Annotated in this window: 16 protein-coding genes; 4 read left to right on the top strand and 12 right to left on the bottom strand. The window is 56.3% G+C overall.

Annotation, left to right across the window (positions count from 1 at the left end; genetic code table 11):
* Window positions 1-14: 14 nt before the first annotated feature.
* A complete protein-coding gene (gene eccCa, locus WG938_RS02135; RefSeq protein WP_339977071.1) occupies window positions 15-3,935 on the bottom strand; it encodes a type VII secretion protein EccCa in 3,921 nt (1,306 codons plus the stop codon).
* 146 nt (window positions 3,936-4,081) lie between these two features.
* On the opposite strand from eccCa, the gene eccD reads away from it, so the two are divergent.
* Together eccD and mycP are read left to right on the top strand one after the other, a co-directional pair.
* Entirely contained in the window at window positions 4,082-5,566 is a 1,485-nt protein-coding gene (gene eccD / locus WG938_RS02130; RefSeq protein WP_339977069.1) for a type VII secretion integral membrane protein EccD, read from the top strand.
* Window positions 5,563-6,810 (top strand): type VII secretion-associated serine protease mycosin, encoded by a 1,248-nt coding sequence (gene mycP, locus WG938_RS02125; protein ID WP_339977067.1) that lies wholly within the window; start codon window positions 5,563-5,565, stop codon window positions 6,808-6,810. The genes eccD and mycP overlap by 4 nt, the downstream gene beginning before the upstream one ends.
* Here the strand turns inward: mycP and eccB are convergent.
* On the bottom strand, window positions 6,760-8,109 hold the full coding sequence (eccB, locus tag WG938_RS02120) for a type VII secretion protein EccB (RefSeq protein ID WP_339977065.1): 1,350 nt from the start codon (window positions 8,107-8,109) through the stop codon (window positions 6,760-6,762). The genes mycP and eccB overlap by 51 nt on opposite strands.
* Window positions 8,110-8,229: 120 nt before the next feature.
* On the opposite strand from eccB, the gene WG938_RS02115 reads away from it, so the two are divergent.
* A complete protein-coding gene (locus WG938_RS02115; protein ID WP_339977063.1) occupies window positions 8,230-9,324 on the top strand; it encodes a hypothetical protein in 1,095 nt (364 codons plus the stop codon).
* A 174-nt stretch (window positions 9,325-9,498) separates the two neighbouring features.
* Window positions 9,499-11,235, top strand: a complete 1,737-nt coding sequence (locus tag WG938_RS02110; RefSeq protein WP_339977061.1) for a BCCT family transporter — start codon at window positions 9,499-9,501, stop codon at window positions 11,233-11,235.
* Between the two features lie 136 nt (window positions 11,236-11,371).
* On the opposite strand, the gene WG938_RS02105 is transcribed toward WG938_RS02110, so the two are convergent.
* The 10 genes from WG938_RS02105 to map form a co-directional block, all read right to left on the bottom strand.
* Complete coding sequence (locus WG938_RS02105; protein WP_339977059.1) at window positions 11,372-12,142, bottom strand: hypothetical protein; 771 nt, start codon at window positions 12,140-12,142, stop codon at window positions 11,372-11,374.
* 6 nt (window positions 12,143-12,148) lie between these two features.
* Window positions 12,149-14,266, bottom strand: coding sequence for a DUF6541 family protein (locus WG938_RS02100; protein ID WP_339977057.1), 2,118 nt, complete (start codon window positions 14,264-14,266; stop codon window positions 12,149-12,151).
* 138 nt (window positions 14,267-14,404) lie between these two features.
* Window positions 14,405-15,328: a tRNA pseudouridine(38-40) synthase TruA gene (gene truA, locus WG938_RS02095; protein WP_339977055.1), complete on the bottom strand. Its 924-nt coding sequence runs from the start codon at window positions 15,326-15,328 to the stop codon at window positions 14,405-14,407.
* Between the two features lie 165 nt (window positions 15,329-15,493).
* Entirely contained in the window at window positions 15,494-16,126 is a 633-nt protein-coding gene (gene rplQ, locus WG938_RS02090) for a 50S ribosomal protein L17 (RefSeq protein WP_339977053.1), read from the bottom strand.
* 97 nt (window positions 16,127-16,223) lie between these two features.
* Window positions 16,224-17,249, bottom strand: a complete 1,026-nt coding sequence (locus tag WG938_RS02085; RefSeq protein ID WP_339977051.1) for a DNA-directed RNA polymerase subunit alpha — start codon at window positions 17,247-17,249, stop codon at window positions 16,224-16,226.
* A gap of 68 nt (window positions 17,250-17,317) precedes the next feature.
* Complete coding sequence (rpsD, locus tag WG938_RS02080) at window positions 17,318-17,923, bottom strand: 30S ribosomal protein S4 (RefSeq protein ID WP_339977049.1); 606 nt, start codon at window positions 17,921-17,923, stop codon at window positions 17,318-17,320.
* 23 nt (window positions 17,924-17,946) lie between these two features.
* The gene (gene rpsK / locus WG938_RS02075; RefSeq protein ID WP_339977047.1) at window positions 17,947-18,348 is read right to left on the bottom strand and encodes a 30S ribosomal protein S11; all 402 of its coding nucleotides are present in this window, start codon (window positions 18,346-18,348) and stop codon (window positions 17,947-17,949) included.
* Window positions 18,349-18,351: 3 nt separating this feature from the next.
* A complete protein-coding gene (rpsM, locus tag WG938_RS02070; protein ID WP_339977045.1) occupies window positions 18,352-18,720 on the bottom strand; it encodes a 30S ribosomal protein S13 in 369 nt (122 codons plus the stop codon).
* Window positions 18,721-18,905: 185 nt separating this feature from the next.
* Window positions 18,906-19,127, bottom strand: a complete 222-nt coding sequence (infA, locus tag WG938_RS02065; RefSeq protein ID WP_303144057.1) for a translation initiation factor IF-1 — start codon at window positions 19,125-19,127, stop codon at window positions 18,906-18,908.
* Between the two features lie 146 nt (window positions 19,128-19,273).
* Window positions 19,274-20,074, bottom strand: coding sequence for a type I methionyl aminopeptidase (gene map / locus WG938_RS02060; RefSeq protein ID WP_339978732.1), 801 nt, complete (start codon window positions 20,072-20,074; stop codon window positions 19,274-19,276).
* Window positions 20,075-20,188 lie beyond the last annotated feature (114 nt).

Here is a 20,188-nt window from a genome sequence, read left to right as displayed (position 1 = left end):
AGCTATCGCGGTAGTCATTTCTGCTTACCTGGACTTTCGTCAATAGTGGCGATCTGAATGACGCGAGGCTTCGCTCCATGCCGTACCCACGAACCGCGCCCGGGTGGCTGGGCTCTGGGAGTTACCCCGAGGATCGGCCCGTCTTCGCGCGTACCGTCCATCACAAAAGCTGTCGCGCCGTTGTCTTTCGCTGCACCCATCACCGGATCATGAAGAGCGCGCGTCGCTCCACCGATCCGGCGGGCAAGGACGAGTTGCAACCCAATGTCTGACGCATGCGGAATCAGTTCGGCGAGGGGCAATAAGGGATTGCTTCTCGACGTCACCACCAAGTCATAATCGTCGACAACAACAGCAATTCGAGGACCGGTCCACCAATCTCGCGCCTTCAGCTGCGAAGGAGTCACTTCGGGTCCTGGTAGCCGTGTCTTCAGAACTCCGGCGAGTTCTTCAATCATGGGAGTGGCTACCGCCGACGAACCCGCATATCCCGCTAATCGGTCCTCCGCTACGCTCTCCAACAGTCCTCGACGGTAATCGAGCACGACACATTTCGAGTCGCCGGAGGTGGCGAGAATCCCGTCCATGACCGTTTGTAGCGTGGTCGTGCGTCCACATCCTGTCGACCCCAACAAAATGAGATGCCGATCTGTTTCCCAGTCAAACAAAACAGGTTCCAGGTTTTCTTCATCCAGACCAATAGCAAATGATGTCGGCATGGTCCGGTTCGAACCCGCACCGTTGAAACGATTGCATGGAGACACATCCGGATAGCGGGAGCACAACTCCCCCATCGAGAGCGACGTTGGTAAGAGCTCCAGCGGAGCCGTAGCAACATCGCCCCGGCTAGTACATGCCTCAATGACCGCACGAGTATCCATGGGTATTGATTCAGCGATGAGCATTCCGCATGAATTATTCGCCACTTTCACAATTCCTCGTCCCGGTGCTTCTGGGACCAGCTTCGCAGCTTTTCGGTCCACTACCGAGTCGATGGCTTCGGCTTGCCGCAACTCAATGCGCGTGCCGATGAGGTCGCGAACAGCAGGCCTCAGCTCAGTCCATCGGTGCGCGGTAACGATGACGTGAATACCTACTGCAAGTCCCTCGGAAATGATGGTCTGCACCGTGTCAGCCAGGTCCATATGTTCAGTTCGAAATGCCGGCCATCCGTCGATCAATACAACAACATCAGGCATCCCGGATGCTCTCGCTGCTGCTACTGAATGCCATCCCGAGGCACGATAGAGTGCTTCCCGTCGACTGATTTCTCCAGCAACATGGCCAATAGTCCGCCGTAGCTGCTCGTGGTCGCCTCGATGCGCCACCGACGCGGTATGAGGAAGACTCCTCAAATCAGCGAGCCCGCCCGCACCGAAATCAATGACATGAAACTGTAAGCGTGTCGACGGTGTCGACAGCGCCAAACCAAGGACAACAGTGCGTGCAGCCGTGGTCTTTCCCGATCGAGGTGCTCCAACAATTGCGCAATGACCTCCCGTGCTACGCAGATCGACAACATACGGATCCTGTTTTTGCTCGGCCGGACGATCAATAATGCCAACGGTCGCAACCAATTCATCAACCGTTGAGTCTGCGATCGCAGCGAACGGAATCGTTGCCGGCAATGGCGGCAGCCAGATTTGGTGCGCCGTACGCGGATGATGCTTAAGTGCCTTGACCACCGCATCCAAAGTGGTCGAGTTATCCGTCCTCTCACCACTACTAGTCAAAGAAATGCCCGGTGCAGTCAACGACTGAGATCTGTCTTCAATAGAAGGTTCTAGTACCGATGCCATATCGAACAAACGAACCATAGGTACAGCTGACTCTGCCCTGCTCAAAGCTGATAACTCGGTTTGTTCGTTGTGGAGAGGACTCGTGCGATGCGTTACTGGCCCAGACACATACGTTGCGCGAAATCGCACCGGATCACTTGATGATGTCTTGAGATATCCAGTGCCAGGAATAGCGGGGAGATGATACGCATCGGGCACACCCAGAATGCTTCGAGATTCCGCTGCAGAAAACGTCTTCAGCCCAATGCGATACGACAGATGGCTATCCAGCCCACGTAAACGCCCTTCCTCCAAGCGCTGCGATGCCAACAGCAAGTGCATATGCAAACTACGTCCGAGCCTGCCAACTGCCACGAATAGATCGGCGAATTCTGGCCGCTGACCAAGCAACTCGGAAAACTCATCGACCACAATTACCAGTGCCGGTATGGGCTCTAAGTCGGTCCGGCCACTGCGACGAGCTTCTTCATACTCAGCGACACCTGCAAACTTACCGGCTGCTCTCAACAGCTCCTGGCGACGCAGCATCTCACCCCGAATGGCGTCTTGCATCCTGTCGACCAACACGATCTCGTCCTGGAGATTTGTAATCAACGCCGCCACATGAGGCAAAGTCTCCAGCCCAAGAAACGTCGCACCGCCCTTGAAATCTACAAGCACTAGATTCAATTGCTCTGGACCATGAGTTGCAGCCAGCGCCGTTACGATGCCCTTCAGCGCCTCCGATTTTCCGCTACCTGTCGCACCAATACACAGTCCGTGTGGCCCAACGCCTCCTTCCGCCGCTTCTTTCAGATCGAGATACACGACCTGTCCGTCATCACGCGTGCCGATGGGGATCCGCAGCCGCTCCTTTCCTACGTGCTCGGAGTACTCGATGCGAGTGGCAGGTGGGTCGATGCCCAGCTCAGCGAGAACTGGATCTCCAGTCGCAGTTTCTTGTTGGTTTCCCACTGGGATGGCATAACCCGCCATTCTCCGGGCGAGTGCTTCAGCTGCCGAAGGGCCGAGGAAATCAGCTTGGGCGATACGCTCGCGCCCAGCCCCAGTGACTGCGTATAGGTCGACTGGTGTGCCCTCGCACTCCAGCAGCAGCCCCTCCGCCAATGCCCACTGCTCACAATCTGCATCGCCACTGGTCACCATGATTATTGTGGTGGCTATCGATTGCGAATCCGCCGTGTGCATTGTCCTTGACAGTTCAGCAAGTTGGTCTTTCGCGTCATTGACTGCGGCAACATCGACGATTACCAGTCGGTGTTCCGCACTGCTCCGATCAGACTCCTCCCACGGCACAACATGCGGCAGCCACTTCAACCATTCCCACTGCTCCCGACCTCCTTCAGAATCTCGGCCTAATGGTGCGTGACGACGATGCTGCCCAGGCGATACCGTCGTCACGCAGAAGTCATTCGGATGGTGAAAAGCAGCGAGTTGAGCCACCATTGCGCGCACTAGTCCGCGAGCAGAATCAACGGACCCACCCACGGCGATGACTGGAAAACTACGGACATGCACGGCGACAGGGACATGTGGAACCACTCGCCCGGCGCGCACAACCTGACGTAGCGAAATAGCCGATACTGGATCGAGTTTCTCGGGCGCTACAACGTCAGGCATCCCTACCCCAGCCGCTGGCCTCTGTGCTCCTCGCCCAATTCGAATGGCACCGAAATCTGGATCGCCCGGTCGTCGCTCCCACATTCGATGCGTGCCGACGATCGCCCACACATCATCTGGGTCCGGATGATGAAACTCTGCGTGCGTGTTCTGCTCGCGCATGCTCGTTTCCACTGCCCGGCGAATGCCTGCCAAGTGGCGTTGGTAGTCCCTCCGTATGGGTCCCATATCTTTTGCAGGACTGTTTCCACTCGTCACCATGCCGATCATGGACATGACCATCATTAGTGGAAACATGAAGGTCAACGGATTGCGGGTGGCGCCTGCTGTCACCATCAGCGCGATCATGCCTATGACTGCAACGACCATGACGACTGGCAAAAGTAGGCGGAGCAGCGACGTCGGCTTCGGCTCTGGAACTTCGGGTGGCGCATCGGGCACAATGGCTTCCTGTGGAGCCTGTGGTCCGGTTGCACGTTCTGCCCGAGAATCGATAAATCTGCTGGCAACAGCCATGGAAATAGGTCCCCCAACCTGGTAATCCCCCGTATTTGGTGCCAACCATAGGTCAGGGGCAGGATCCTCTCAACTCGCAGAATTCCGCAGTATGCGTCAAAGTGAGAACATCGTTCGGACTGAGAAATCGGGGGGATTTCTACACCGTGTTTCACGATTCTTTGCGCGTGCGCGTCGATTTCGGGGATTCATCGACCGCATTTTCACGCGCCGATATGCTGCTGTCGCCACATTGCACTGTGGCGGAGCTACTGCCTGAACTTGTCGACGTCTTCGCAGAAGCACTCACTATCAGTCACGGCGACGCGGATTCCTGGGAGATCCCATCGCCTGGGTCAACACTTGATGAACGGGTGCCGTCGTGGCGATTACAGTTGCCCGACGGTTCGACTGCACAACCCGAACTTTCTCTCATTGATGCTGGAGTAAGACAGGGTGACAGACTCACCATTATTGACAATCCAGGGCCCGCTCCCCGGCCAATGATTACTGATATTGCGGACACCTTGTCACAAGATGCGCCGGGTATCGGCCTTGCTGATCGCACCATCGGAGCAACCACCGCAGCAATTACAACAGTTCCGGTGATGTGGGCAGTTGCGCACGTGGCTACCTCTTCGCAGTGGCTCTCACTTGCTGTAGCAGCCGCGCTTCTTCTCGTCGCGATCGGAGGACTGCGGATCGTGCTACGCAGAAGCACCAGCCCGGCAATGCTGACGCTGCTTGCCTGTCAAACTTTTGCCGCGGCCATTCTGTGTGGCTTCGTCGCCTCGGGAGTTCCACTATCGACAGGCTCCATTCCTAGTTCTTTCAGCGACTGGCGCAGCCTATGTGGAATCGCGATGGCTGTAGGAGCAACGTCGCTTGGGATGATCGTGTTGCGCCCTGCCACGCGCGAGTTTCACATGGTCAGCACGTTCAGCGGAGCATTCGGCATCGCATGCGCAATGGGTCTCGCGGGATACGCACTTCTCCTTGCTAGTTTCGCTTCACACACCACTGTTGCCGCAACCACTGTCTTACTTACATTGCTGCTTGTTCTGTTCGCCCCGAGCCTCGCTATTCTGGCCGCAGGTATCCGGGTTCCAAACATTCCATCAGCAGGCGAGCCTTTCCGAGAGCCAACGAACAGTCACGCGGCCGAACATCACACAACACCTGCGGTTCTCTCCGCCCGCGCAGGTTCTCTTCTCGACGGCTTCCTTAGCGGCGTCACGCTCGTCTCCGTACTGTCCACCGCAGTGCTCCTACTTGGCGACGGACAAACGTCCCTTGGCACGTCTGCCCACCCATGGGCGCTCATCGCAGTGGTCATGCTCGCAGGGGTCTTGTTCATTCAGTCACGCAGTCATGCTCGGGCTGTGTCATCGGCAAGCTTGGGCATCGGGAGTGGTGCCTTATTGCTACTGGTAGCTCTTTCTCAATGGTTAGCCGGTGAGTGGATCTTCTCCGTGATGTGTGTGATTCCGCTGTTGGGTGCAAGTGTGTTGGTCGCAATCCCGGATGTGTCGATCAGCCCAACAACACGACGAGTCCTGGAGATAATGGAGGCCCTCGCGATCGCCATGGTATTCCCACTCCTGGCAGCAACGGCAGGTGTTCCTGCGATGATCCAGGAAATGATGTCGTGAACAAGCCGATGATGACAACTACAGTGCGCATCTTGCTCAGTGCAACCGCCATCTGTGGCTGGATAGACATGACCACCGCAACAGCCACAGCTCAACCCGAGACAACTTCGTTGATTTCTCCCCAGCTGGCGGAACATTGCCAAGTAACTGCACTATCCAGCATCGAAGCTACGCAGCAAACAACAGCTGTTGAATCTCATACTCAGTTCCGGCAGGTATGGGATATCGCGACCGGGCATGGTGTCAACATTGCGGTCATCGATACCGGAGTGGCTCAGCACCCACGATTGCCTCGGCTTTTCGACGGTGGTGATTTCACCGATGGAGCGGGGGCGCACTTTGATTGCGATGCGCACGGCACTCTCGTAGCTGGGATCATTGCGGGAACTCCAGGTTCCGATACTTTCGCTGGCATCGCGCCCAACTCCACCATCACGTCTTTCCGACAAACCAACGCTGAGTACGGTGACCTCGATTCCCTAGCAATTGCAATAAACTCTGCGATTGATCACGGCGTGGACATGATCAACGTTTCTCTCGCGTCCTGTGCGCCACTCGGAGTGGAACCGACCGGTGCTGCGAGTATTTCCCATGCAGTTCGTCGCGCAGAGGAATCTGGTGTTCTCGTTGTAGCTGCTGCTGGAAATACCTCCGAAACGTGCACTGACGATGCTGTTTCTTGGCCTGCAGTGTTTGACACAGTTCTTGCCGTCACGTCAGTTGAGCTTGAAAGTGACCATGAATCGGCACGCTATGCGCTGACTGGCGATTGGATCGACATTGCTGCTCCTGGTGGCCCCGTGCTTAGCCTGTCACCATCCGATGACGGCCTCATCGACTTGCACGTCACTGGCGATGAGGGCAGTCGTATTGTCGGTACAAGTTTTGCCGCGCCGGTGGTCACGGCCACGGCCGCGCTCGTCAAGGAAAAGAACCCCGAGTTCACACCAGCCCAACTCCGTGAGGCGATCACTGCCACCGCGAATCCCGTCGTGAGTTCACATGGCATTGGTACTGGCGTTGTCAATCCGCTGGCTGCAGTGACATGGGGCAATCATCGTCTTGCGGAATACCACCAAGGCTCTCCTCCTGACGTCATTAACGGAGTCGCTGTCACTGCTCCACGACCTGAACCTGCGGCTGATGCACACCCTACTCACCGTTTGGCCACGATCACCGCAGTTCTCTTCGTGCTAGTTGTCGGTAGCGGCTTCTGGCGATTCGGTAGTCGCCACAGCGAGTAGGGCTGCCTGTCGCGTTAATTCCGGGCCTGCGGGCAGCACCGACACAACGCGCCACGGAACTACTACTGGAGCAGGTTCGGAGTATCCAAGCGCGTCCACAGCTTGGCGGTCCTCGACCCCAAATCGCATACCGGCTTCTGAAATCAGCTGCACCGAGCTACCCACATCAACGGCAACCGTGCCGGAGTGCCCCGCAAGATACCCATCAATCCCGCTTCCTTCCCCATCAGCCCACGGATACTCATGCACTGCCGTCGCTACGTCGGCAGCTATAACCGTCACCACCGTTTCCTCGCCAAAGGAATCAGCACAAAGCCATCCTTCAGCCGCTGCCCACCTCGGCATTTCCGCTGGCAACGACCCAAAGTCAGCCGCCGTTCCCACCGGAATGCTCGCCAACTCCGGTTCTGTACCTTCCGCTAACCCACCGTAGGCTGCGAGCACTCGCGCCGTTACTGGTGGCACATCAACCGCCCCGTCTTCCATGACGGCCACAAACCTCGACCCGACTTCTACTACCTTCCCCACCGTCTCAAACGGTGCCGGAAACCCACTCGGATATCCCATTCGGGCTATCTCCGGCTTGACGACGGCTTCCACTTCCGGCACCACCGCCAAGAGCTGGGGATTAACTGGTCGGAGTGTGGTCGTCGTCAAGCCGAGAGCACGAGAGAGCACCGGGTCTGTTGGGTCGATGAGTGCGCGTGTTCCGTTGTGCAGCAGCCATGAGTGTTCTCCGTCATGAACGAGTGCAGATACGGGTGCAGAGTTTGGCACTGCGCCGGAGCGAGCAATGGTTGAGCGAACGGTGACGGGTTTGTGTAGGTCGGATTCGGCATAGTCGCAGACTCCCCACGCAACTGGCGCTGCAGCAGGAATCTCGTGGGTGATTGTTGGCGCATGAGGAATCCCTACCGGGTGTCCAACTTGTTGCTCAGCCAATACTTCTTCACGAACTCGTTGTGGCACCTTCGCACTGCCAAGGATCAGCCGAGCTGAGGCGAGGTTCGACACTGGATGGAGCGCATCGTTGATGCGCACGTGCAGTGCGCCGGACTCAGCAACAATGAGAAGATCAGCATGTGCAGACGCAACACCACGCGGCCGAACCAGTTCGAGCACTGTAGTTCCAGCGATCAGAAGCACGACTAAAACGATCCCCACTGCCATTGCTCTGCCTCGGGTTCTAAGCGGGTCGTGCAGCATACGTGCGTCGGCGCGAACAAGTGCGTGTTCTAATCTGCGGACTAAGAATCGATGCCCACTCACCTGAGCAGGAGTAGTTGGTGTCCGTGGCATGGCTCGACATATCCCCCAATATGTTGCCTAGCAAAAACGAATCACCGAGCAGCCTATGGCATTGCCCAGTACTCTGCCTGTTGACAGCAATTTGGGTTCTACTGGGGGGTAGGAATCACAGTGCAAGTCTCGGGGATCATCCTTATCGCGATGTTCGTTGTCGCTGTGGCGACAGTCGTCGTCATGCATTTTCCTGTCAGAGGAGAGTCTTTTCGCGATCGTTGGCGTGTCCGTCACGATCCGCCTATCTGCGGTTTTCGTTTGATGTCAACGAAAGATGAGGCCAATAGTCCGCCGACGCTGACAGCACGTGACATTGAAGCGCTGGTGTCGGACTGCCCGATTCCAATTACGTCGCTGAGTCTGGTGAGGTTTCAACCGCTGGGCGAGGTGGGTTCGTCTGGCGACAGCTACCGAGAACTTGCGCATCGATTCGGACTGTCACCACCGCGGATTCTTTCTTTGCACATAGTGGCGGATTGCACGGACACTGACCGACTGACATTGCAACAATTCATTCGTCACCGGTGTGCGCTCCTTGGAATCACCGCTCGGTTGCTGACAGACGATGAACTAGAAGCCGAATCCCAGGTAGCACCGGCTGCCACGTACCAGCGGCGATTGTCTAACGAGGTTGATGCCTTGTTCGTACCTCGAAACTACGACTGGCTTGAACCGTTCACGGATGCGCCAATTCCAGGCCCTGCCCCACAGCTCCTAGGGATCAACCAGTACGGCAAGCCCGTACAACTATCACTCGTCGGTACGCCTCGAATGATTATCAGTGGTGGCCACCAATCTCTCTGTGATTTGATGGCTCCCGCGCTTCTCAGCGGGTTACACATTGGCATCCGCACGCATCGTCCGCACCATTTTGCCGAGCTCATCCGGCTGGGCGTTCAGCCGGTTGCGCGCCATTCGGAAACTGAGTTCGATGCCATCATCGTCGACGGTCCACTCATTGACGAAGACACGGCCTTTTCATCGTCCCGTTCTTTTTCCTCACCGCCAGTCAGCGATGGATTCGCCACGCAGCCCGCCATTCTCGCTGTGCTTCGCGACGATCCGCTGACCAATGCTTCAGCCATTCCCTTGCAGTTCCGCCCTGTCACATGGTTGCATCTCGGGGACCATGTGTGGACACTTCGGTGTCCGCTCAGAGGCACCGAAGTGGTGGAAACTATCCGACCAATCTTGTCCCCTAGTCTTCGATAGCAAATCAGCTACTTAAAATATTTCCGAAATGTTATGAGCCCATAACGCCACAGCTAGTTCGGTGAATCACGTTCCTAAATCGTATGAACGAACTTCACCAGCGGTTGAACCTGAGAGTTTTCCGTGCATACGCTGAATGGAGGCCTATGTTATCGACATTTGTGGGGAAACACTATGCTTACTTCGCTAGCTCGTAGCTTACGTCTGAAAACTGACCCGCCAGTCTATTTTTCCACCGTTATAGCTGTCTTTGCTTTCGTGGTACTCACGATTGTTGCCGGAGACTGGGTCGCCAGTGTTTTCGGTGCCGCGACTGACTGGTTGCTAACTAATCTTGGATGGTTCTACATCCTCGGTGTCACCGTATTCTTGGTCTTTCTTATCTTCGTATCTATGAGCAGGTACGGCCATGTTCGTTTGGGATCGGATGATGAAGAACCCGAGTACTCAACCCCGGTATGGTTCGCGATGCTCTTTGCTGCTGGCATTGGCACGATTCTCATGTTTTGGGGCGTAGCTGAGCCAATTTCGCACTTCGCCAACCCTCCAATGGGAGATGTTGAGCCGCAATCTAATGAAGCAGCCCAGCAGGCAATAGCCATTACGCATTATCACTTCGGCTTACACACGTGGACGATCTTCGCGCTTCCCGCGCTGTGCTTCGCTTACTTCATCTACAAGCGCAAGATGCCTCCGCGAGTGAGTTCCATCTTTTCTCCGCTCCTTGGCTCTCACGTATACGGTCCTGTTGGCAAGACCATTGATGTCATTGCCTTGATCGGAACCATTTTCGGTGTCGCCACCTCCGTCGGCTTAGGCACACTACAGATTAATGCTGGCCTCAGCACTCTTTTCGGCCTTGAATTTTCACCGACGGTCCAAGTGATCATCATCGCAGTTGTCACGGCGGTTGCCTGTATTTCGGTAGCTCGAGGCCTCGACCGGGGCATCAAGATGCTGTCCAATTTCAATATTTGGATCTCGATTGCCCTGCTGATATTCGTCATCATCGCTGGTCCAACAGTGCTCATCATGAAGGGCACAATCGAATCGATTGGCACCTACCTTAGCTTCCTCCCAGAACTCGCGTTCTGGAATAACACGGTCCCGAATTCTGCGGATAATGAAACGTGGCAGAACACCTGGACAGTCTTTTACTGGGCATGGACGATTACTTGGTCACCGTTTGTCGGAATCTTCATTGCCCGCATTAGTCGAGGCCGAACAATCCGCCAGTTTGTTGTCGGTGTTTTGGGACTCCCCGTCTTGTTCTCGCTGATCTGGTTCGGAGCTTTCGGAACCTCTGCGTTCAATATTCAGAACAATTCGGGAGAGTTAGTAAAGACGGTCGTCGACGAGGGGAATATCCCAGGTGCGCTGTTTGCGTTCCTCTCGCACTACCCTGCTGCAACGTTTATGTCCGGAATGGCGATCTTCATTGTTGTCATTTTCTTCACCACTTCTGTTGACTCCGCAGCAATGGTGACTGACATGATTGCATCCGGCAAAGAACCTGCACTGGCGCCGACACATCAAAAGGTCATCTGGTCAGTTCTCATGGGTGCCGTCGCTGCAGTACTACTCGCAGCAACTGGTGAAGGTGGCCTGTCTGCGCTTCAGCAGATCATTATCGTCATCGGTCTACCGTTCTTCATCATGGGATTCATCATGATGTTCAGTTTGCTGGTCGCATTGAAGAACGACCTCGGTACCCGAACTCCCGTTGTCACGCGGCAGTGGGAACCTGCAGAAACCGCCGAGAAGTGGGAAGAAATGGAGCACCAGCCATCACCGGAACCGATCGGTCCGATTCACCACATCCCAGATGACAACCAGGCTGACCAGGACTCCACTCCAGCCAATCCAGCAGAAATCGGTTCCCAACTGAGCAACAGTAAAGGTGAACAGTAGAGAAGCCGAGACAACTGCAACTTCTAGCAACTCCTAGCTGTTCACGAACACGAGAAAAGGGCGCACCCCATCGGGTGCGCCCTTTTCTCTTCGCTATGAATCGCCGATCATAGTTTCCCGCTAATAGTTCTCGTCATTAGTTCTGTCCTGGAAGTCCGTTGAAAATATCCTCTGGTTTTGGCAACCGCATCTCTGGGAGCGCTGGCCCCTGGTTTTCCGGAGCAGGTGCTGGTGCCTCAGTCTTTTCCTTCTTCGGTGGGACCTTCGCGCCGCTCACGTTGCCGTTGTCGATGGTTGCCGACCCCGTTGGGCCTGAGCATGCCACCGTCGCAGGACCGGATGCGGTGCAGCTGAACCCGAAGGACTCCAAGCGCTCACCCGGCGCTAAGGTCTTCGAAGGGTACTCAGCTGGGAACTGCATGGTCTCGTAGGTCACGCCAGAAGGGTTCCACGACACGGCGTTAGCAGGAATCTCAGTACCGTAGTAATCCTGCACCATTGGTGGGTTCACCATGTTGGTACGGCAGGTCATGTACGAATCACCCGAAACATCGTTCATGAAGCACTCGGTCACACCATCCTGCAAAACGAAGATGCGCGAGTTCTCGCCTCCAGGACCTGGAGGGGTAAAACCAGCTGGGTCGACGATGCGCACACCATCAGCGGCGATCTCAACCTTTTCCTTTTCACTGGTTTCTTCAGCGGTTGCAGATTCGGAAGCTGACTCGCTCTTGGCAGCCTCTGAACCCTCCGTGCTCTTATTGTCATTCTTGTCCGCTGCATCCTTGCTGTTCGACGTACCAGCCGTTGGCGATTCTGGAGCTACAGACGAGCCACCTTCATCCTGGCAACCAGCCAGAAGCAACGTAGTTGCGGTCAATACGGAAATAACAATAGAACGGCGCATGGTCACTTACCTTATACGTTCGCCAGTCTCAGTCCTAGTGGCTGACGCAGGAAGATGTTCAGGAGATTCTTTACGCATGCGGTCAATAGCGTCATCTGAAACTCGGCTGTTCACCGCATAGATGGTGACTTCATGATCTCGGTATACCGGCGTCACGCCAGGTGTCCACCACAATCCATCTGCCATGATGGTGTGCCTCTTCTGATAACGCCAATAGTTCGGTGGCGACGAATAGAAGAAGGAAACGTCCAACGCTTCCACTGCCCTATCGACATCATTTTCACCTTCTGGGTCGCCCGGCGCACCCACACCCAACAAGTTCATGTGCCAATACACCATCGACGTGTCAGTGTGCTTATTCGCAACTGGCCAATCGTAATGATGGAACACCGTCTGAATCTCGTTGGCCGGGTACATCCACGCCGAACCTTCACTCGGATGAGTAAACACCCGGGTACCGGCCACCTCTGGCTGCTTTGCCAACCACGCGAACGCCTTCCGGTCATACTTCGACACGATGTGGTTGTCGCGTGGCGCGGTGTACGCCCATCGAGCTGCTTCATCAACTCGCATGATCGAATATGGCGCAAGAAGCGTTGCGACGATCGTCGCCAAGCCCACCGACACAACCGCGGCATCCTTGCCCGCAATGGCACGGGAAATCCAGGTAATGGCAATAGCCGTACCCGCGCCCAACCCTGCACAAAGAAGCAATGCGGTGGTTTGGATAAGTCGGTGTGGCGTTGCATAGTGAAGTTGGATATATGCCGACAGCACATCCCCGAAGAGGCCGTCGAAGTGCTTCAAACCGTGCGTTGTGAACAGTACTGCCAAGCCCCACGCTAATACTGGCCACCAGCGCCGGTAAAACACGGCGAGGATGAGCAAACCGACAATGCCGGTCACAAGAATAGGAACAACGATGCCGAAATCGTGGGCATGACGAGTCATCATGGTGACTGCACGGCTCCACGCTTCCATGCGGTCGACCTTGACCTGCGCAGAAAAGGCGCGGATCGAATCTTCCTGGGAACCTCCGCTCATCCACTGTGGAAGCAGCAACGCGGCTGCGGGAATAGCAACAGCGAGGATAAGCCCAATTTCGCGAATTCGGAGAACGACCGGACCACGTACTGTTCCCGATGGTGGACGCGATGGTGACCAAATCTTGTAGGCGATCCACCAGACGAAGGTAATGACAGCAACCGTTGGCACCGCTGATGGGTGCAGCTGCCCAATGCCGACGAATGCCAGCACAGCGATGAAGATGCGACGTGGCTGAGCCCCCACTGAAGTGAGTACCGCGAACGTCACACCGACGAGAGCAATCGCGACCTGATACGGCCATGCGCCAACAAAGACGCTAATCGGCATCAACACCGGAAGTGCAATAGTCGAGATAGCAGCCAAGCCGGCACCAATCGATGCCGTCCAACTTGCACGATCCACCATGCGCCAAGCAATAGCTGCGGCCGACAGAGGAGTCACCACAGCTGGCACCACAAGGCCCATATAGTTTGTCGTCGCCACAACGGTGTTGCCAGACAGAGTCGCAAACAGTGCGCCTACCGCGTGCCACGCGGCTGGGTAGTACGTTTCTGCATGCGTCTCGACATTCTGGATTTCGCCCATGCGGGTGGAAGATGCCATTCCGTCGTCAAGAATCGAACGGATCACAGACGCATGCCAATGGACATCCCATGACACCGGAATGCTCTGAATGCCATAACGCACTGCAGCCAGCTGACGGAGAGAAATGACCAGCATGGCCGTCACTCCGATCACGACACCGACGATTGCCGGAGCTGCCACCAAGGCATTGTGCATCCGCTGCTTCGACAACGGCTGATGACCACGGATCCGCGCCTTCGTGTCTGAACCAGCGCGAATGACGAAACGCCACAATGCTGCCAGCGCCAGGACGACAAGCCACGACAACAGCGCCGTCGCCACGCTGAACCGGATGTTCACCATGCCCAGTACCCAGCCCGCAAGACCAGCAACTGCAAATGTCACTGCTGGCGCAGCTGCAATTGCCCAGCCAGTTCGCACACCGGACGCGATACCGATGAGAATTCCAGGGACCATCAGCAATGCAATGAGCACTACGACAGACAGAACCATGTGTGATTCGCCTCCCTAAAGACATCAGCGCCCCGACTGGGCGCTGACCAAACATTTTGATTTTATGCGGTGTAACGGACTGACTGGCTACTCCACACCTAGCTGACTATGAGTTTCTACAACGCGAAACCGCATCCATCACAGCTCCCGCACTCCACGAGTTTGCTCGGCACGGTCCGCCAACGCACCGTCCTCTGGGTAGTCAACGCCTACCAGCGCTAGACCTTTCGCCGGCGCCACCGGGACAAGTGATGAGCGTTTCGTCTCCGACAACAACCCCTTGGTGAAGCCCTTTTCGCGACGCCCCTCCCCTGCAGCAAGACACGCCCCAACCAGGGAACGCACCATCGACCAACAAAAAGCATCGGCTGTCACCCGCGCCTCATAGAGTTGAGGCTCGTCGGGAGTCGACACATCGTGCCACGTAAACGCCTGCAGATCTCGAATCGTCGTCGCATTGGGGCGCGGTCGGCAAAACGCCGCAAAATCATTCAACCCAACGAGCACATCGGCCGACTCCTGCATCGTCGCGAGGTCCACTTTCCGCGTCCACGTTGCTGTATCCCGAGCTCGCGTGGGCAACGCACCACAATCAGCGGTGGTCAGGCGATACACGTAGTGCCGTCGCAAAGCAGAAAACCGTGCATCGAATCCAGCAGGCGCATAACTGCACTGCTTGACGACGACATCCTCCGGCAACAACCGCGCCAACCGACGCACAACCCGAGCAGGGTTGTTAGCAATAGAACGAGTGTCCAACCGATCTGCAGGAACATCAAGGTGTGCGACCTGCGCCAATGCGTGAACGCCAGCATCCGTTCGTCCAGCAACAGTCAGCTGAATCGGGTACTGAAAAATGAGGGTGAGCTGCTTCTCCAGCACACCTTGCACCGTACGCAAGTCATTTGGTTGCGCCGCCCAACCATGAAAGTCAGTGCCGTCGTATGCAATGTCGAGTCGTAGACGCACCAACGGTGATGCCGGAGCTTCTATTTCGGTCGCATCAATCGATGTCGGTGTACACGAAGTCGAGGCAGCATCAGCAGGTTCAGAGGTATTCATCATGAGTAAGTGTAAGCAACAAGCCAGCCATCAATGCCACGGAGGGCCTGCCTACAACGTCACTGAACAGCAATTCCGAAAGCAAAAACCCGCCACACCTCAATCGGTGCAGCGGGTCTTCCACTGTGGCGCATGGCCAGGTAGCTAGCGAACTAGCGAGGAGAATTACTTCTCCTCTGCCTCAGCAGCCTGGTCGGTCATGCCCTCGTCGTCAGCCTTAGCCTCGAGGTCTGCCTCAGTGTTGGTGTTGTCCTTGTCGACATCAGCAGCAGCCTCAGCTTCTGCCTCATCGGTCTGAACGGTCATGCCCTCGTCATCAGCCTTAGCTTCGAGGTCTGCCTCAGTGTTGGTGTTGTCCTTATCGACATCAGCAACAGCCTCAGCTTCTGCCTTCTTCGAAGCAGCTGCGCGGGTGGCGCGGGTTGCCTCAGTGGTGACAGTCTCCTCGGTGACCAGAGCAATCATGGACATAGGAGCGTTGTCGCCCTTACGGTTGTCCAGCTTGATGATGCGGGTGTAGCCACCCTCGCGGTTCGCGAACATTGGTCCGATGTTGTCGAACAGGTTCTGAACTGCGAAGTTGTCGTTCAGCAGCTTAGCTGCGTTACGACGGTCAGCCAGCGTGCCGCTCTTCGCCTTGGTGATCAGCTTCTCTGCGTACGGACGCAGCATCTTAGCCTTGGTGTCAGTGGTCTTGATCTTGCCGTGCTCGAACAGCTGCTTCGCCAAGTTAGCCAGAATCTTCTTCTGGTGCGAAGCGGAACCGCCGAGACGGGCACCCTGCTTAGGGGTAGGCATTGGTTTCTCCTCGTGTTTATGAAGTCGCGTGCACTCGTGTCAACGGCTCTTGCCTTACGACGATCGTCGTCAAGCACAAGCGCATAAGTTACAGCGATTACTCGTCGTAGCTGACTTCCGAATCCTCGGTCCATTCCTCAGCTGGAGCGTCGTCCGAGATCAGGCCATCAGTTGCAGTTGGGTCGAAGTCGTTTGGCGAGTCCTTCAGGGAAAGACCCAGCTCAGCCAACTTCTCCTTGACCTCATTGATGGACTTGTCGCCGAAGTTGCGAATGTCCAGCAGGTCAGATTCGGTGCGGGTTGCGAGCTCACCAACAGTGTGGATCTCCTCGCGCTTCAAGCAGTTGTAGGAGCGCATGGAGAAGTCGAGGTCCTCAATCGGAGTTGCAAAAGCTGCAACATCTTCTGCCTCACGAGGAGACGGTCCGATTTCGATACCCTCAGCTGCTTCGTTAAGTTCGCGGCACAGACCGAAGAGTTCCACCAAAGTCTTACCTGCGGATGCCATGGCATCGCGGGCGGTGATGGAGTTCTTCGTCTCCACGTCGATGATCAGCTTGTCAAAGTCGGTGCGCTGCTCAATACGAGTTGCCTCAACCTTGTAGCTGACCTTCAGAACTGGAGAGTAAATCTGGTCCAGTGGAATACGACCGATTTCGCCACCGGAAGATGGCTGTGCCGGTACGTAGCCACGGCCACGCTCGACAACCATTTCAATCTCAAGACGACCAGTTTCGTTCAGCGTTGCGATGTGGTGATCCGGGTTGTGGATCTCCACACCAGCTGGGCACTCGATGTCCGCTGCGGTGATCGCTCCGCCGCCTTCGCGACGCAGGTACACCGTTGCTGGCTCATCGAAGTCCGAGCTCAGAACCAGACCCTTGATGTTCAGGATGATGTCGGAGACATCTTCCTTCACACCTGGGATGGTGGTGAACTCATGCAGAACGCCATCGATACGGATGCTCGTAACTGCTGCGCCCGGGATGGACTTCAGCAGGGTACGACGCAGCGAGTTACCGAGGGTGTAGCCAAGACCTGGCTCCAGTGGCTCAATGACGAACCGGGAACGCGAGGAGTCGATGTAGTCCTCGGTAAGGTTTGGACGCTGTGAGATAAGCATGGTTGGTGAATCTTCCTTTGCTGGCGACCGCTATATGACGCCAATTGGGAATGGGGATGCAGAAAATCTTACTTCGAGTAGAGCTCGACGATCAGCTGTTCCTGGATAGGAATGTCGATCTGAGCGCGCTCTGGAAGCTGGTGAACGAGGATACGCAGAGTCTCTGGGACAACCTGCAGCCAAGCTGGAACGACAGCGTCGACCAGGTTCTCCTGAGCTTCCTCGAACCAAATCATCTTGCGCGACTTCTCACGCACGTCGATGATGTCGTACTGGGTCACCTGGAACGACGGAACGTTGATCTTCTTACCGTTAACGGTGAAGTGACCGTGAGAAACCAGCTGACGTGCCTGGCGGCGGGTGCGTGCCAGACCAGCGCGGTAGACAACGTTGTCGAGACGCGACTCAAGCAGGATGATGAGGTTGTCACCAGTCTTACCTGGGCGGCGGTTAGCCTCGGCGTAGTAGCGACGGAACTGCTTTTCCATCACGCCGTAGGTGAAACGTGCCTTCTGCTTTTCCTGGAGCTGGAGCAAGTACTCCGACTCCTTGATGCGAGCGCGGCCAGCCTGTCCCGGAGGGTATGGGCGACGCTCAAAGTTCATGTCTCCACCGACGAGGTCGACGCGGAGACGACGGGACTTACGGGTTGCAGGACCGGTATAACGGGCCATTGTATTCTCTCCTTACCCTGTTCCTAGACGCGACGACGCTTCGGCGGACGGCAACCATTGTGTGGCTGTGGCGTCACGTCGGAGATCGAGCTGACCTCAAGACCAGCGGCCTGGAGGGAGCGAATGGCGGTCTCGCGGCCGGAGCCTGGACCCTTAACGAAAACGTCTACCTTCTTCATGCCGTGCTCCATAGCCTTGCGAGCAGCATTCTCGGCAGCCATCTGAGCAGCGAACGGCGTGGACTTACGGGAGCCCTTGAAGCCGACGTGACCAGAGGATGCCCACGAGATAACAGCACCCTTAGGGTCCGTGATGGACACAATGGTGTTGTTGAAGGTGGACTTGATGTACGCGTGGCCCTGAGCCACGTTCTTCTTAACTACGCGACGGCCAGTGCGGCGGCCGCGTGCATTAGGAGCTGCCATGTTTTACTTCTTCTTCCCGGCGATCGTCTTCTTCGGACCCTTACGAGTACGAGCGTTGGTCTTGGTGCGCTGACCACGGACTGGCAAGCCACGGCGGTGGCGCAGACCCTGGTAGCAGCCGATCTCAATCTTGCGACGGATATCGGCCTGAACCTCGCGGCGAAGGTCACCTTCGACCTTCCAGGTTGCTTCAATGACGTCACGCAGTGCGGATACCTGCTCGTCAGTGAGAGCATCCGTACGCAGATCTGGGGAGATGCCAGTCTTTTCCAGCAGCTCAGCGGAACGGGCTGGGCCAATTCCGTAAATGTAGGTGAGAGCGACTACCATGCGCTTGTTGCGTGGCAAGTCGACTCCAGCAAGGCGTGCCATACGGCAGTTTCCTTCCGGTTGGTGCGGTGGTTTACTCCCATGCCATCCCCGCAAATCTCGCTTGCATCCGGTCGGAGCCGGACTTGCGAGTCTGATAAGCGAGGCTCTGGCCACCGTTGCCAGAGGTAATCTTGCACAGGCATGCGAAAACCGCACGCCCGGCTAGGACAGAGGAGTCAGATGTCTTACTTGTAGCGGTAGACGATGCGTCCACGCTCGAGGTCATATGGGGAGAGCTCTACTACAACGCGATCCTCTGGGAGGATACGAATGTAGTGCTGGCGCATTTTGCCACTGATGTGGGCGAGCACCTTGTGCCCGTTGTCCAGCTCAACTCGGAACATCGCGTTTGGCAAAGGCTCGATTACTCGACCCTCAACCTCGATTGCGCCTTCCTTTTTAGCCATGTCCTCCACGTTTCCCCGGCTGATTTTCACTGTAGTGAACAGCCGGTTGGATGATGTCTACTACTTGATGCAGGGACACTTGTCCTACACCAACGGTCAAGCATACACGCGACCTGCAGATTCACCAAAAGCGATTTTTCGAGGGGTCACTCCGGGCGCGGTGTCAAAATCCGTGGACCAGCTGCTGTCGCAGCGACCGTATGTTCCCAGTGCGCCGACGGCATGAGATCGGCACTGACGACGGTCCAGCCGTCGTCAAGCTCGTCGGATCCCCATTCACCACCGAGGATGAGCATTGGTTCAATAGCCAACACAGATCCCTCCACGATGTGCGGCCCCTTGCCCTTCTTGCCTTCGTTAGGCAGAAATGGATCCATATGCATTTCGCGACCGATGCCATGCCCGCCGTAACCATCAACGATGCCGAGTTCGATGTCATATCGAAGCTCAGCCTCACGCGTTGCCTGCTCCAGAGCGTATGAAATATCAGTCAACCGAGCACCCGGCACCATCGCCGCGACACCAGCATCGAGCACATCGGAGGTAGCACGGTTTAGCTTTTCGACGTCAGCCGCCAGCTTTCCAACACCGAAAGTCAGGGCGGAATCTCCATGCCAGCCATCCAGAATGGCACCACAGTCAATAGACACGAGGTCACCTTCTTGGAGAACCTTCTTATTCGACGGGATGCCATGAACGATCACTTCATTGACGGACGCGCACACCGATGCCGGGAAGCCTTCATAACCAAGGAACGAAGGCACAGCGCCGGAACTGGTAATGAGCTCATGAGCAACGTCATTCAAATCTTGGGTCGTTGCACCAGGTACTGCTGCTGCTTTACAGGCCAATAGGGCACGGCCCACGATTTCACCAGCTGCCTGCATTGCATCTAGTTCGGTGGCGGTTCGAGGCGCCACGATGTCGCGCTTGCGTCGGAATCTCATCACGCCCGTCAACACTACTCCCCGGCGAAATCCCACGAGATGTATGTCAACAGTTCCTTGTCGGCATGAGAGTGATGTCGTGCAGTGTGCGGACTCCCGTCCGGCTCAGATGAC

It is taken from the genome of Corynebacterium sp. H113 (assembly GCF_037572315.1).
Classification (GTDB): domain Bacteria; phylum Actinomycetota; class Actinomycetes; order Mycobacteriales; family Mycobacteriaceae; genus Corynebacterium.
The sequence above is the reverse complement of the archived record's forward strand: the minus strand, read 5'-3'. Positions and strand labels throughout refer to the sequence as shown.